Annotated in this window: 13 protein-coding genes; 2 read left to right on the top strand and 11 right to left on the bottom strand. The window is 37.3% G+C overall.

Annotated features, from left to right (window positions below; all coding sequences use genetic code 11):
* The first annotated feature begins 27 nt into the window (after positions 1-27).
* Positions 28-243 carry a DNA-directed RNA polymerase subunit epsilon gene (locus IV81_RS04695; RefSeq protein WP_057802692.1) on the top strand — a complete coding sequence of 72 codons (216 nt, stop codon included), beginning with the start codon at positions 28-30 and terminating at the stop codon, positions 241-243.
* Positions 244-247: 4 nt separating this feature from the next.
* Complete coding sequence (gene rnjA, locus IV81_RS04690; RefSeq protein ID WP_057802691.1) at positions 248-1,924, top strand: ribonuclease J1; 1,677 nt, start codon at positions 248-250, stop codon at positions 1,922-1,924.
* A gap of 219 nt (positions 1,925-2,143) precedes the next feature.
* Here rnjA and IV81_RS04685 read toward each other — a convergent pair whose 3' ends face one another.
* The 11 genes from IV81_RS04685 to IV81_RS04635 all read right to left on the bottom strand — a co-directional run bounded on the left by IV81_RS04685 (position 2,144) and on the right by IV81_RS04635 (position 15,479).
* Positions 2,144-3,592: a C40 family peptidase gene (locus IV81_RS04685; RefSeq protein WP_057802690.1), complete on the bottom strand. Its 1,449-nt coding sequence runs from the start codon at positions 3,590-3,592 to the stop codon at positions 2,144-2,146.
* A gap of 359 nt (positions 3,593-3,951) precedes the next feature.
* Complete coding sequence (locus tag IV81_RS04680) at positions 3,952-5,871, bottom strand: PTS fructose transporter subunit IIABC (protein ID WP_057802689.1); 1,920 nt, start codon at positions 5,869-5,871, stop codon at positions 3,952-3,954.
* 11 nt (positions 5,872-5,882) lie between these two features.
* Positions 5,883-6,794 (bottom strand): 1-phosphofructokinase, encoded by a 912-nt coding sequence (pfkB, locus tag IV81_RS04675; RefSeq protein ID WP_057802688.1) that lies wholly within the window; start codon positions 6,792-6,794, stop codon positions 5,883-5,885.
* The gene (locus IV81_RS04670; protein WP_201780915.1) at positions 6,791-7,546 is read right to left on the bottom strand and encodes a DeoR/GlpR family DNA-binding transcription regulator; all 756 of its coding nucleotides are present in this window, start codon (positions 7,544-7,546) and stop codon (positions 6,791-6,793) included. The genes pfkB and IV81_RS04670 overlap by 4 nt, the downstream gene beginning before the upstream one ends.
* Positions 7,547-7,716: 170 nt before the next feature.
* On the bottom strand, positions 7,717-8,769 hold the full coding sequence (locus IV81_RS04665) for an AI-2E family transporter (RefSeq protein ID WP_057802687.1): 1,053 nt from the start codon (positions 8,767-8,769) through the stop codon (positions 7,717-7,719).
* A gap of 92 nt (positions 8,770-8,861) precedes the next feature.
* Positions 8,862-9,812: a ribose-phosphate diphosphokinase gene (locus IV81_RS04660; protein ID WP_201780916.1), complete on the bottom strand. Its 951-nt coding sequence runs from the start codon at positions 9,810-9,812 to the stop codon at positions 8,862-8,864.
* A gap of 91 nt (positions 9,813-9,903) precedes the next feature.
* Positions 9,904-12,339, bottom strand: a complete 2,436-nt coding sequence (recD2, locus tag IV81_RS04655) for an SF1B family DNA helicase RecD2 (protein WP_057802685.1) — start codon at positions 12,337-12,339, stop codon at positions 9,904-9,906.
* Positions 12,339-12,992, bottom strand: a complete 654-nt coding sequence (locus tag IV81_RS04650; protein WP_083484685.1) for a tetratricopeptide repeat protein — start codon at positions 12,990-12,992, stop codon at positions 12,339-12,341. Before IV81_RS04650 ends, recD2 begins: the two co-directional genes overlap by 1 nt.
* A gap of 15 nt (positions 12,993-13,007) precedes the next feature.
* Positions 13,008-13,682, bottom strand: a complete 675-nt coding sequence (locus IV81_RS04645) for a histidine phosphatase family protein (protein WP_057802683.1) — start codon at positions 13,680-13,682, stop codon at positions 13,008-13,010.
* A gap of 200 nt (positions 13,683-13,882) precedes the next feature.
* Complete coding sequence (gene mnmA, locus IV81_RS04640; protein WP_057802682.1) at positions 13,883-15,016, bottom strand: tRNA 2-thiouridine(34) synthase MnmA; 1,134 nt, start codon at positions 15,014-15,016, stop codon at positions 13,883-13,885.
* A gap of 121 nt (positions 15,017-15,137) precedes the next feature.
* Entirely contained in the window at positions 15,138-15,479 is a 342-nt protein-coding gene (locus IV81_RS04635; RefSeq protein ID WP_057802681.1) for a DUF1831 domain-containing protein, read from the bottom strand.
* Positions 15,480-15,481: the final 2 nt, after the last annotated feature.

Below are 15,481 nucleotides of genomic sequence, written 5' to 3'. Positions count from 1 at the left end.
TTTTTACGAAAGAAGGAAGAAAAACACATGATTTTTAAAATTTATTATCAAGATTCAAAAAAAGAAACACCTCGTCGTGAGAACACGCGCTCATTATACATTGATGCCGAATCCAAGCCGGAAGCAATTAAACGGATTGAGGACCACAACCCCGATTTTAATTTAGAACAAATCGAGTTACTTACAGGTAAGGCATTAGAGTACGAACAACAAGGTGTAAATTATAAGCTAGTGGAGTATTAGGCTTATGGGTAAAATTAATATCAAAAACAATGAGACCGCCGTTTACGCGATTGGTGGTCTAAACGAAATTGGAAAGAACACCTATGGAATCCAATTTCAAGATGAAATTATAGTTGTTGATGCCGGTATCAAGTTTCCTGAGGATGAACTGTTAGGAATTGATTACGTTATCCCTGACTATCAATTTTTAGTTGCAAATCAGCAAAAAATAAAAGCTCTTGTTATCACCCATGGTCATGAAGATCATATCGGTGGTATTCCGTTTTTACTACAACAAATTAACGTACCGATTTATGCTAGTCCACTTGCTGCCGCCCTCATCCGCGGTAAACTTGAAGAACACGGATTACTCAAAACTACGGAAATTCATGAAATTAATGAAGATACCGTAATTAAGTTTCCAAAGACTAGTGTTAGTTTTTTCAGAACAACGCATTCTATCCCAGATACGCTTGGTGTGGCGGTTCACACCCCTTCTGGAGTGATTGTCGAAACGGGTGATTACAAGTTTGATCTTACCCCGACGACTCATCAGCCGCCTAATCTTCAAAAAATGGCAAAACTAGGTGAAGAAGGCGTCCTTTTGCTGATGTCCGACAGTACAAATGCCGAAAGAGATGAATTTACCAAATCCGAACGCTGGGTCGGAAAGTCTATTCGAAAAATTTTTGAGGAAGTTGAAGGTCGGATTATATTTGCCACTTTTGCTTCAAATATTTCAAGAATTCAAATGGCTTCAGAAGCCGCGTTAAAGCATGGCCGAAAAATCGCAGTTTTTGGTCGTTCAATGGAAGCGGCATTAGTTAATGGACGTGAGTTAGGTTATTTGAACATTCCTGATGATGCGTTAGTCGATGCTGAAGAGATTAGACATCTTCCAGCCGATAAGGTACTAATTATGTGTACTGGATCTCAGGGTGAACCAATGGCTGCTCTCAGTCGGATTGCAAATGGTACTCACCGACAAATTTCAATTCAGCCAGATGATACCGTTGTCTTTTCTAGTAATCCGATCCCCGGAAATACGATCAGCGTTAATAACGTTATTAATGAACTCGAAGAAGCCGGCGCCCGCGTAATTCATGGAAAAGTAAATAATATTCATACATCTGGCCATGGTGGTCAAGATGAACAGAAACTGATGCTCCGTTTAATGAAGCCTAAGTACTTTATGCCAATTCACGGAGAATACAGAATGTTACAACTCCATACTGAGCTGGCCCATGACTGTGATGTTCCCTTCGAAAATAGCTTTATTATGTCTAATGGAGATGTGCTTGCGCTAACCAAAGATTCCGCTCGACGTTCAGGTCATTTTAACGCTGGTGACGTTTATGTGGATGGAAACGGCATTGGTGATATAGGTAACGTAGTTCTCCGCGATCGTCAGTTGCTATCCGAAGAAGGCTTAGTCGTTGTGGTAGCCACCATTAACCTCAAAACGAAAATGATTGAATCCGGTCCCGACCTTCTATCTAGAGGATTTGTCTACATGCGTGAATCAGGCGAACTTATCAATGAAGGTCGACGTAGAATGTTTGCAACAATCCGACAGGCAATGCGAAATCCGCACGCTAATGAAGCATCCATCAATCGAGCAATCATCGATGATCTTCAAAAGTTTCTTTACGATCAAACGGAACGTCATCCTGTTATCATTCCTATGTTAATTATGGACTAGTTCCCTTTTAAATGATTAAGAATATTTCTAACCAATCCGTTGTCAACGATCGAGTCATCTGATCATTGACAACGGATTTTTTTATAGCCAAATTTTTTTATAAAATAAACTATCTTTATCAATGATGGTTAAATCAAATCTTTTTAAAGCAAAAAAGCCAATCCGGTATCGGATTGGCTTTATAATTCTTATTGATATTAATTAATTGCACAATACTTTTTATTTTACGCGACCCGCAAAGCTTGGGTAGAAGTATGATGATAATGTCGATACTTTTACATTTTGACCAAATGTTGGAGCATTTGCGTATTGATTATTTCCTAAGTAAATAGCGACATGATAAGTTGAACCTGCGCTACCCCAGAATAATAAATCACCAGGTTGAGCTGCTGAAACTGATTCCTTTGTTACATATGATTCCATAGCTACTGTGTAACTTGGCAAACTAATACCTGCAGCATGTTGGTAAACATATGAAACGAATCCTGAACAGTCAAATCCAGAAGTTGTCTTACCACCCCAAACATACGGAATTGTATTATTGGCAAGTGATGAAGCAAGTGCTGTAACTGAACTTGTATCCTGTGTAACCGTAGTAGCTGAACTTGAAGTAGCAGCTGAACTAGCAACACTACTTGTATTAACAGCCGATGAACTGTTACTTGTAGCGTATGAAGGAGCAGCACTACTTACATGTGTTGTATTGTTAGCATTTGAAACAGCCGAACTTGGTGCTTGACTACTTGAAACATATGAAGCAGAGCTACTTGGTGCAGCTGAACTAGCAACTTGGTTAGTAGTTGCTGAACTTGGTGCTACGGATGAAGCTGCAGCATAGCCAGCATTTGTCGTTGCATGACTAGAAGCAACTGAACTTGGTGCTTGTGATGGTGCTACAGAGCTAGCAACGTATGAGCTGGCACTGCTTGGTGCAGCTGAACTGACTTGTTGAGTTGCCACTGAACTTGGTGCAACACTCGAAGGAGCTGCAGAACTGGCAACATAAGTTGCAGCACTACTTGGTGCGACGCTTGAAGGCGCAACCGAGCTAGTAACATAAGTTGTAGCACTACTTGGTGCGGCACTTGAAGGTGCAACATACGTTGCTGTGCTACTTGGTGCTTGGGTTACTGGTTGAGCAACCGCAGCGCTACTTGCTTGAACAACCGGTTGTTGAACAGTTGTAGTAACCGTTGTTTGTTGAGTAGCCTGAGGTACATATGTAGCAGTTGTACTAGGAGCCACTGTTGTTTCATTTGTGGCTGGAATCTTTAGAGTTTGACCAACGAGGATCAATGAGCTCTTAAGATTATTAGCCTTCATAATCGCATTAACTGAACTACCATACTTTTCAGCTAATAGAGAAAGGCTGTCACCACTTTTTACAGTAACTTCAGTAACTTTTGAATCAGAATTAGTTTTTTCAGGAATATCGATTTTTTGACCAACATAGATCAAGTGACTATTTTGATTTATATTATTTAAAGATTCGATACTCTTGATTGAAACGCCATATTTTTGAGAAAGTGCCCAAACTGTGTCGCTTTTCTGTACCTTTACAGAATCAGCATGAGCAATTACTTGAGAACCGCCGGCAACAAGCATTCCGGCACCGGCAACACCGGCAAGTAAAAGTTTAGATGCATTTGATTTAGAATTGGTAACCATATAAGTTCGTCCACTCCTTAAGATTTCGTATAATTTTAGATTTCATTCGTTAATATTCAAAATAAATTCAAATTAGCTTTTTGCACATTGATAATCTTAACATCTTTTTAAACTCTTGGAAACACTTTTTATACACTAACTATTCAAAATAGCTTTAAAGAATCTTATAAATCCCATTGTTCAGCCATTTAACAAAAGACAAAAAATGCAAAAAAATTTTTTCCTTTTTTGGGTCAAAACCCTTTATTTCAAGCAGGTTTTGACTATGTTACGCTAGTATTACAAAAAAGGTCAATTGTTACATAGTCTGTAACAATTGACCTTTCAACTTCACTACGATTTATTCACAAAATGAATATTTATTTATTTTTTACTAATTTTTGGGGCTTCCAGATCCCCATAATAACACCGGCTATAACCGCACCAATTAAAACTGACAAAATATAGAACAACTTATGATCTGCCAACGCTAATACCCATAATCCTCCATGAGGAGCTGGTACGCTAACCTTCCATAATTGGCTTAATCCACCTCCAATTGCTGATCCAATGATACTAGAACCAATCACACGGAGTGGGTCCGCCGTCGCAAATGGAATTGCTCCTTCTGTGATGAAGGAAATTCCAAGAACCCAGTTCGATATACCCGCTTCTCTTTCTTGCTTCGTAAACTTTTTAGGCCAGAAAGTTGTTGCAATTGCGGTTGCCAAAGGTGGAATCATTCCACCAACCATTACAGCCGCCATTAAATCTCCGTTTTTAGTTGACGTAAATGCCGCGATTGCAAATGCATAAGCCGCTTTATTAAACGGACCACCCATATCGATTGACATCATTCCGGCAAGAACAGCACCAAGAAGAACGGCGTTTCCGGTTCCCATTCCTTCAAGCACCCCAGTTACCCAAGCATTAACTGAAGCAAAAATTGGGTTAACAATAAAGAACATCAGTCCACCAACCAAAAGTAAACTGATGATTGGATATATTAACATTGGTTTCAAGCCCTCAAGTGACTTAGGTAAAAATCTAAATGCTTTTTTTAATGCATTAATAATCAATCCGGCCGCAAATCCCGCGATTAGCCCACCGATAAATCCTGAAACACTGGTGGTATGCATAATACTGGCCGCTGATTGGGTTGCCATGTATCCCCCAACAACTCCGGGCATTAATGCCGGTAAATCACCAATTGATTGTGCAATAAACCCTGCTAAAATGGGGATTAAAAATGAGAACGCATAATTTCCGATATTATTTGGAAACGTAAACCACATGCTGGTCGCCGACGTATAACGTTCAATAAAGAATGAAATCGCCATAATAATTCCACCGCCAACAACAAATGGCAACATGTGAGAAATTCCATTCATTAAATCCTTGTAAATTTCATTCCAAAAACCACTTTTAGGACCATCATCGTCTATTTGTTCATCCGAATTAGAATGAAATGTCGATGCCTGATTGGCTTCTACTAGGTCGATAAGTTCATCTGCCTTGTTGATACCGTCAATAACAGGACGATTTAATAATGGTTTACCATTAAAACGAGCCATTTCAACTTTTTTGTCCGCTGTAACAATAACACCGTCTGCACGTTCGATTTCTTCTTTTGTTAAACGATGCTTAATTCCCTCTGAACCATTTGTTTCTACCTTAATATCAATTCCCTTTTCCTTTGCAGCTTTTTTCAGCGCCGCCTCTGCCATATAGGTATGTGCAATTCCGTTAGGACAGGCCGATACCGCCACAATAAAAGGCTTTTTATCGTTTTTTTCATTTGTCGATGTGTCTTCTAGATCACTTTTAGCATCGTCAGAATCCTTTTTCTGTTCCGCTTTTTCAAACAACTCAATTACATCTTGTGGTGTTTTAGTTTCTTTTAATTTGGCTACGAGATCTGGGTCGATCAACAAACTTGATAATTTCGCCAGTGCCTGTAAGTGTGCATTGTTAGCGCCTTCAGGAGCGGCAATCATAAAGAAAAGCTTTACAGGCTTTCCATCCAATGAATCAAAGTCAACGCCTTGACTACTTTTCGCAAATAATACCGCAGCTTCTGTTACCGCATTGGTTTTGGCGTGGGGCATAGCAATCTCATCGCCAATTCCCGTGGTTGATTCAGCTTCACGATCTAAAATTCCCTTTAAATATTTATCACGATCCGTTACGATACCTTCTGAAACATACTTATCAATCATCTCATTAATGACGTCATCTTTTGTCTTCGCCGTAAGATTCATAATCATTAAATTCTCTTTTAACAATTCTTTAATTTTCATATTTATTTTTCCTACCTTTCAAACACGTTTATATCACTTAATACTTCACGTATTTTTCCTTTATCAGCAATATCTAGTGAAAAAGCAGTTGCACTACCGCAGGCTAGCCCTTGTTTAAAAGCTTGTTCTAGTTCACCAGTTTTAACATACTCTCCAACAAAGCCGGCTAGCATCGAATCTCCTGCACCGACAGAATTTAAAACCTTTCCTTTTGGCGCAAAACTTCGATACACATGATCCTTCGAAACAAGCATACCTCCTGCCGCAGCCATCGAAATCATGACATTTTGTGCCCCAAGTTCAACTAACTTTTTACCGTAATATTCAATTTCGTCGTCTGTTTCAACTTTGGTATCAAATAAATCCCCTAATTCATGATTATTTGGTTTTATTAAAAGCGGTTTGTTAGGTAGGGTGTCCATAAGCCCCTTTCCTGTTGTATCAACAACAAACTGCGCACCATTCTTCTTAATTTTTTTGATAATTGTATCGTAAAGATTCTGTGGCAAATTTTCGGGAATACTCCCTGAGAAAATAACTATATCCTTCTCCGTAATGGAATTAAAATTATCAATAAAACATTGCAATTCAGATTCCATAATTTTTGGTCCCTTTGCGTTTAGCTCTGTTTCATCTTGAGCATGGATTTTAACGTTAATTCGTGTGTCTCCACTAATTTTAACAAAGTTACTGTTAACATTAAGTTGATCTAAGGACTGAGCGACAAATTTCCCAGTAAAACCTCCTAAAAAGCCTAATGCCGTGTTGCTAACGTTTAGCTGATTTAAGACTCTAGAAACATTAATTCCCTTTCCACCTGGAAATTTATTAGCATCCCTTAATCGATTAACTAATCCAATGTTCATTTGATTTAAACTGACGACGTAGTCAATTGACGGATTTAAAGTTACTGTGTAAATCATTTATTAACCTCCATATACTTTACGTTCGTTTTATTTTTTATCCAGTTTGGACATGTATCCGTAATAATTGTTGCATCTTCCAGTTTTGAAAAACTGACGAATGAGGTGTGATCGAACTTTGTTAAATCTGCCAGAACGTATGCCTGCCTGCTTCGATTCATCACCAAAGTTTTAATTTGTGCTTCTTGAATATCGGGCGTTGTAAAACCTTGGTCCTTCGAAATGCCGTTGACTCCCATAAAGCAACGGTCAAATTGAAAGGTTTCAATCCGATCAGTAACTTCAGTACCAATCAATGCCCGTGTTTTATTTTTTAGTAATCCACCAATAACATATGTATTTACATCAAAATCAGAAAGTAAGTTAGCAATGTTTAGTCCATTGGTTACAACCAATAGTCCCTTAATATTGGATAGATACGAAATCATTGTCGCAGTTGAAGTACCCGCATCTAAAAATATTACCTCTCCTTCTTGAACCAACTCTGCCGCCTTTTTACCAATATCATTCTTCTCAACTAAATTAAGTTTTGATTTAACTTGAAAATCGGGTTCTTCCTGCAAGTTACTTTCAATTCTTGCTCCACCATGGATGCGAACTAGTTTTCCTTCAGACTCTAACTTTTTTAAATCTCTTCGAACAGTAGAAACTGACGAGTTATTTTTTTCGATAATTTCATCTATTTTTATAAACTGTTTTTGTTTTAGTAGGTCTAAAATATTTCTTTCACGTAATTCTGTAAGCACTTTCATCATCCTCCATAAAAAATATAACACCAAATTTCTTCAAAATCAATCAAAACAGTTCAAAATAGTTCATTAGAGTTCATAATTCTATTTTTTTGTAAATTAAAAGGCTATAACAAAATTACTTTGCCATAGCCCTTATCAATTGTTTTTAATATATATAAAACACATTTAAACTATTCAATTTGATCTTCAATAACGTCTTTTGCGGATTTAGGATGGTGTCTTTTTAATTTTATTCCTAAAAAATCAATGAAAAACGCAACGGTTGGAATACCAACGATTAATCCCCATGTTCCAATCATTTTAGCTGCGATAATTAAAGTAATAAATGTTACAAAAATTGGAAGGTCCGTCGCTCCTGCCATTAGTCTTGGGTGCAAGAAATATGATTCAAAGAAGTGGATCAATATAACCAGACACATCACTTCAATTATTGAAACAATCCCATTAGCGGAAAATGCAACAATACTCAATGGAATCAAAGAGATTAAGACCCCGGCTACAGGAACTAATCCTAAAATAAACACGATAATCGCGAGCAACAGTAGCTTGGGAATGCCCAAGGCCCATAGACCGATCGTCATCAATGTTGTATTAATACTACATATTACCAGCTGTGTTTCGATAACCGTACCCAAAATCATCACATATTTTTTTAACAATAAGTAGATATTGCCAAACATAACGCTATGTCGACTATTTAAAATCGAATGTCCAAATGATTTTAAATGATTAAATGTTAAGTTAAACACCAGACTTAGTAACAAAGCTACAATAATGTGTTCCATGGCGACCCCGATTCGCCCAAGCTGATTTAAGCCCGACATCGCCAAGTATTGACTGCCCTTAACTGCCTGTGAGTTTTTGCGAACCTCGTCCACTATCATCTGGACGTATTGATTACTGAAAGAATCACTATTAATTGCGTGCCTGATCAAGGCCGGGATTCCCTTTAATTGATCATAGATCATAGAAGCAGTCATCGAAAATACAAATCCCATGAAAGCTAGCAGAACTATGTAGAAAATTAGTGTACCAACCGGTTGGCTAACTTTCGTAAACTTTCGTATTTTTTGAATACCAACATAGGATACAAAAGAAAAAATAACAATCAAAAGTATTTGAGACATAAAATCCCGCAGTAAAAAGATTAACCCAATTATTCCAAATAACGTCAGCCATAATTGCACCGACTTCTTTTTTAATAATTCTATTGCTACATTCATAGACTCCCCCTGATATAAAAAGACCTGAACAAATTATAATCTGTCACAGGCCTTATTAAAAGTTTAGAGCTTATACCTTACGGATATTTAAATTATTTTTGGCTCTTAAAAAGTGGTGCCAAAGGCTCATTATCATAGATCATCTTGATTGCATTTCCAAGTAATGGTCCCACTGATAATTGTACTAATTTTTCAAACTTCTTCTCTTCATCGATTCGAATAGAATCTGTCACGATCACTTTTGAAAGTTTGGAATTTTGCAAAATTTCCGAAGCACTATTAGAGAAGATTGCGTGCGTTGCTGCGCCATATATTTCAGTTGCTCCGGCATTCGAAAGTGCTTCAGCTGAAATCGTTAGTCTTGTTCCGGTATCAATCATATCATCAATTACCAACGCAGTTTTGCCAGCGACGTTTCCAATAATTTCAGTCGGAATCTCATTAATATCTTCCGCAGATTCTTCATTACGGTTATCAATAATTGCAATTGGCGTTCCTAAAAGTTCGGCCATAATCCGCGCTCTTGAAACACTCGCATGATCGGGGGAAACAACAACCATATTGTCTGTATCAAAACTCCCATCGCTAAAATAACTAGCCAATAATGGCGCTGCTGCCAAATGATCAACTGGAACATCAAAAAATCCTTGGATTTGTGGTGCATGTAAATCAAGCGTTAAAACACGAGTGATATCGTCATCCTCTAAAAGGTTGGCAATTAATTTAGCCGTAATTGGTTCCCTAGAACGTGCTTTACGGTCTTGCCTGGAATATCCATAATATGGAATCACTACATTAATTTGACTAGCACTAGCTCTTCTCAGTGCGTCCACCATAATTAATAATTCCATTAACGAATCATTGATTGGATCTGAAATTGATTGGATTACATATACTTCGGCCCCACGAATGCTTTCTTCAATATTAACTTGAATTTCGCCATCGCTAAACTGTTTAATTGCGGCTTTTCCAAGCGGAATACCAACCTCTGAAGCAATTTTTTCAGATAAAGCACGATTAGAATTTAAAGAGAATAATTTCATTCTCCTTTTTAATTTACTTTCCACAGCTCAACCTCCAATTATTATCTACAGCATATATTATAGTAAATTTTTTACACATACTACAAGAAAATCACTCTAAAAAATCATAAGGTGTGATATTTTCCATACCAATCATTGGATCAACCTTTTCAATTTGTACCAAATGATTGGTAAGCGTTGTTGCTTCTGGCACCGAACTTTCAACATTTTCCGGATCGTTTTGGAATAGACTAGGCTTTTCTTCCCTCGTTGGATCATCAATATGATCTGGATTAATTCTTAAACGCAAACTAGTATCGCGATTGGAAGATTCATTTTTTACCGCCTGGGTGTAAGCGTCCGGCTCGCCCAAGAGAATGATCGAATTTGAAGCTCGTGTCAAACCGGTATACAACAGATTTCTTTGAAGCATTCGATAATATTGACGTACCATTGGTAAAATAACAAACGGAAATTCACTACCCTGTGATTTATGGATTGAGATACAGTATGCCAAAGTCAACTGTCCCAAATCTGATTTTGAGTAGGTAACTTCATTTCCATCATAGTCGACAATCAAGTGGGCTTGCCCTTTGCCCTCTTTTTCAGTTACTAATCCCGTAATTTCACCTATATCGCCATTAAATATATTATTTTCCGGAGAATTTACTAATTGCAAAACCTTATCGCCAATTCTAAAATCTTGATCTTTAGCGTTGATCGATTTGGGTTTTAAGCTTTCAGGAGGATTCAAAACTTTTTGCAAGTGTCGATTAATCTCATTAATTCCGGCACTCCCTTTGTACATCGGTGCTAACACCTGTATATCACTTTTTGAAATGCCCTTTTCAACGGCTTTCTGAGCAATTTGATCGATTGCATTAGCCACTTGTGATGCATTGGCTAAAAAGAAAGATTTATCTTTTTTATTTTTTGTAAAATCGGAGGGAAGTTTTCCATTTTGAATATCATGAGCTAACTGAATAATGGAAGAATCTGCCTCTTGCCGATAAATTTTGGTTAGTGAAACTGTTGGAATCACATCGCTCTTGATCAAATCATTAAAGACTTGTCCAGGTCCCACCGAAGGTAACTGATCTTTATCACCAACTAAAACTACCTGCATATCCGGATTAACGGCATTAATTAATGTATTAAACAGTCCTGTATCAACCATGGACATTTCATCAACAACTAGCAGACTTCCCTCCAGTTGTTTAACTTCTTCATCTTTTAAATCATCTTTTCCATTCAACCCCAGCAATCGATGAATGGTCTTTGCCGGGACGTTAGTGACCTGATTTAAACGTTTCGCAGCTCTTCCCGTCGGAGCCACTAACTGTATTGGAAATTTACTTTCGGTATATTCATTCGGATCTAAAGAGATCCCATTTAGTTCAGCAAAACTATTAATTAGCCCCTTTATAATTGTCGTTTTACCAGTTCCCGGGCCACCGGTAATAATTGTTAACGAATTTGAAAGTGCTAACTCAATGGCTGCGTTTTGAATTTTATCGTATTTTAATACTAAATTACTCTCAACAATTTGAATTGCTTTTTTAATTTGTTTTTTGCTTTCGGAAATATTTCCGATCATTTGTCTTACACGCTGCCCAATTGCTACTTCAGCTTGAAATAGCCACTTTAAATATATCTTTCCATCTTCTCCAACTATGCGGCCACTTTTCCCAAGTTCCAACACCTGATTTGCAATCATTTCAGCTGTCGCAGACTCACCAAGTAATTCCGTTGCTCTTTGCAATAAATTATCCGCCGTTATATACGTATCACCCGTCGAATTACTCCACTCTTTAATCGTTTCAAGTATCCCAGCCTGAAGACGAGCTGGAAAATCCGGTTTAATCCCCATCTTCCTAGCAATTCCATCCGCTCTCTTAAAACCAACATTATCGACTTCATCAGCCAACCGATATGGATTATCTTCAATTATTCTGAGGGCGTCTTCATGATACTTATTAATGATACTACTTGCGATATTACCGGTTATTCCTAAATCGCCCAGCTTAATCAAGATATCCTCTAAGCCATTCGACTGATTTAGAACATCTGAAATAATGTCTGCCTGCTTGACCGAAACACCAATGTTTTTTAAAACTTCTGGATTTTTCTTAATTTCATTAATGGCATCATCTCCAAGCGCATCGACTACTTTTTCGGCCGTCCTCTTACCAATGCCTTTGAATTGATTTCCAGATAAATATGCTACAATGCCATCTTCAGTATTTGGTACAAATACCGTATACTGATACACTTGGACCTGGTTGCCATATTTAGGATGTGAAACTAATTTGCCACTAAAACGATATTTTTGGCCTTCTTGAATATCAGCAATATTTCCAGTTACAACGATTTGGTCCTCATCCCAGTTAAAATCGTTCTCCTCGACCGTTATCAATAAAACTTTAAATAAACTATCAGGGCTCTCAAAAAAAACTGCGCTAATTTCCCCGACTAGTTCAACTTTATTATCTAATTTTGGAGACTTCGAATCGGCATTTCCAAATAAATCCATTTTCTCAAATGCCATTAATCATCTTCCTCAACATTTTTATTTAAAAGCTTATCAACATCTACCAACCGTTGCTTATTTTGCTCAAAAAGTTTTGCATCAATTTCTTTGGATAAATCAAAAAACTTATTATTTTTAGTTTTAGAAATTGCCATTTCGACAACTCCCCGATTAAATAGTAATTTTGCCGTCTTTTTCGCTTTTAAAGCCACATCATAATATTTTTGGGCCATTTTTATATCTCCAAGTGCTAAAGAAATATCCCCCATTAATTCATTTACATCTGCATCCGAGGGACTATTTTCCAAGACCGTCAGGCCAAAAGCAAAAGCCATTTTATATTCACTTTGAGCAAAATAACCTTGAGCGATCATCATGTTCGCTTCTTTTTTTAAACGTTGATCTCTAACCGTCTGAAAAGTACGATTTGCTTTTTCATATAATCCTTCAGCATAGTAGACATTTCCTAAACCATAAGTTAGTAGATCAACACTGCTTGAATCATTAAAATTCTCCCGTGATTTTACTAATAGCTCTTCAGCTTGATCAAAGCTTTGTTGTTTAACTAAAATAGCCGCTAAATTGTAATAATTTTTGGCGTCATTTGGATTCTCATCTATTTTTTGAATTAGTTTATGAATGACATCGTCTCGTTTTTTTTCACTGCCCATTTTACCCATTCACCTCTAAATTAGATCTGTCGGATCAATTTCTTTTTTTATGTAACTAGTATCGTTCCAGTCGATTAACTGATATGTTAAACCACGATCCTGACTTTCTAAAATTGTTGTGCTAGTATTGGCCAATCCTCCGCGCTTCCTTAGTTCTGCTAAGGGAACGTTCAGTAATGAGTTAATAATTGCATTTAGAGCCGCGCCATGACTAACAATAATGACATTATCATCACGGTTTGGAAACATCTCGCAGATTCTAATAATCGTCGGTCGCATTCTTTCAACCAAATGTTGAAAAGTTTCTCCCTTTATTTTGTCTGGAAAATACTGATCTGGATGGTTTCTAAAAGCATCCACTTCCTCTGGAAATTTCTTTTCAACATCAACAAATCGCATTCCTTCCATTACACCTAAATCAAATTCGCGAAGTCGACTTGAAATTGTTAAGGGCGTTGGATGTCCCTGTATCTCGTCTAACTGATGTTGTAACGTTGTAGCGGTAATTCGTGCTCGTCGTAATGGACTAGAAAAAATCCTTCGAAATTGTTTAGATGATAAGAAAAGAGCCAACTGTTGAATTTCTTGATAGCTTTCATCCAACAAAGGAGAGTCACCCTTTGCTCCTTGATATCGTCCCTCTAAATTCCATTCAGTTTTTCCATGTCTTATAAAATATAATTTTGTCAAAGTTATTCGTCCTTTTTCTGCGTGGTTATGGTAATTTTACCATTATTAATTGTTTAAATAAATCTACAAAAATAAATACGATTACAACTTTTTTAGACTAATCTACAATGCATTAAGTAGCTCTTAAAAATGAAAACAAAAAAGTTCGAATGTAAACCATTAAAAATTGGTTTACATCCGAACCTATTCGAGTATTTTAATTAAATGTACTGAAGTAACTTCTTTTCGGTACTATAAGCGGCATCGATAATTCCACCACCTATACATTCCTCACCATCATAGAGGACAAGTGCCTGTCCCGGCGTAATTGCACGAGCGGGATCATCAAAGTCAACCGTTACTTTTGAAAAATCATCGCTGAAATGAACCGTCACGGGCACATCCTGGGCACGATAACGGAACTTCGCAGTACACCGGAAATCATGCCCGCGCTCTGCACCTAGTTTGTTGACAAAGTGCATGTCAGAGGCATCGAGGCTTGAAGCATAGAGATGCTCGTTTTCAAATCCTTGTCCAACGTATAAAATATTTTTTGAAAGATCCTTACCAATAACAAACCATGGTTCGTTATTCTTAGATCCGCCACCAATACCTAGGCCACGACGCTGACCAATTGTGTAATACATCAGACCAGCATGCTCGCCCATCACTTCACCATCAAGCGTCATCATTTTTCCTGACTTAGCTGGTAAGTAATTTCCTAAAAATTCACGGAAATTCTTCTCACCAATAAAGCAAATTCCTACTGAATCCTTCTTATCATAAACTGATAATCCAGCTTCCTCAGCAACTTTACGAACGTCGGGCTTAATCATGCCACCAAGTGGGAACATTACACGATCTAATTGATCGGCACTAAGTTGGCTTAAGAAGTATGTTTGGTCTTTATTTCCATCTGTAGCACGTAACAAATGTTGATGTCCATTCTCATCACGTTCTACTTGAGCATAGTGTCCAGTTGCAACATAATCTGCTCCCAAACTGATTGCGTAATCAAGAAACGCCTTGAACTTTATTTCATTATTACAAATAACGTCCGGGTTAGGTGTTCTACCTTTTTTATACTCATCTAGGAAATAAGTGAACACTCTATCCCAATACTCTTTTTCAAAGTTAACTGAGTAATAAGGGATTCCAATCTTAGCCGCAACCTTTGCAACATCTTTATAATCTTCGGTGGCCGTACAATACCCATTTTCATCGGTATCGTCCCAATTCTTCATGAATACACCAACCACGTCATACCCTTGCTTTTTTAGCAAATATGCCACGACTGATGAATCAACTCCACCACTCATACCAACAACGACTCGCGTCTTACTGTTGTCAGCCATCTACATCACCATCATTTCTATCAGATTCTGGAGAATCTACGATTGAAGGTCGCATAAATCCAGTAAAATCTATTCTATAATAATTAGCCGTTAAATACCACTATTAACAAAAAGTTAGTAACTATTTTTTCATAATTACTGAATGTTTGATTAATTCAGCAATTAAAAAATTGTATTGTTCTACCAATGGAGCATCTTGTTCACGACTAAAAATACTTACATTTTGCATTCCATTTGCTGTCACAGTACTTATTTTAAATCCCGAGAAATCGCCTTTAATCATGATTTTTAATTTAATTCCTTGGTTAAAGGGAGAGGTCGGGTCTAGCGAACGCTCAAATATAAATGTTCCGTTTGTCTTCGTTGTAAAACCTAAATCTAACAACGTATATTTTTTTATTTCAGGACTCAGCTGATAAACAGCTGGATCACCCTTTACGCTTGCTTCTTTTCCAAATGCCATTG

This window comes from Pediococcus stilesii (genome assembly GCF_001437075.1).
In the GTDB taxonomy this organism is placed as follows: Bacteria; Bacillota; Bacilli; order Lactobacillales; family Lactobacillaceae; genus Pediococcus; species Pediococcus stilesii.
Note: the sequence above shows the minus strand (reverse complement) of the source record. Positions and strands in the feature narration are given on the sequence as shown.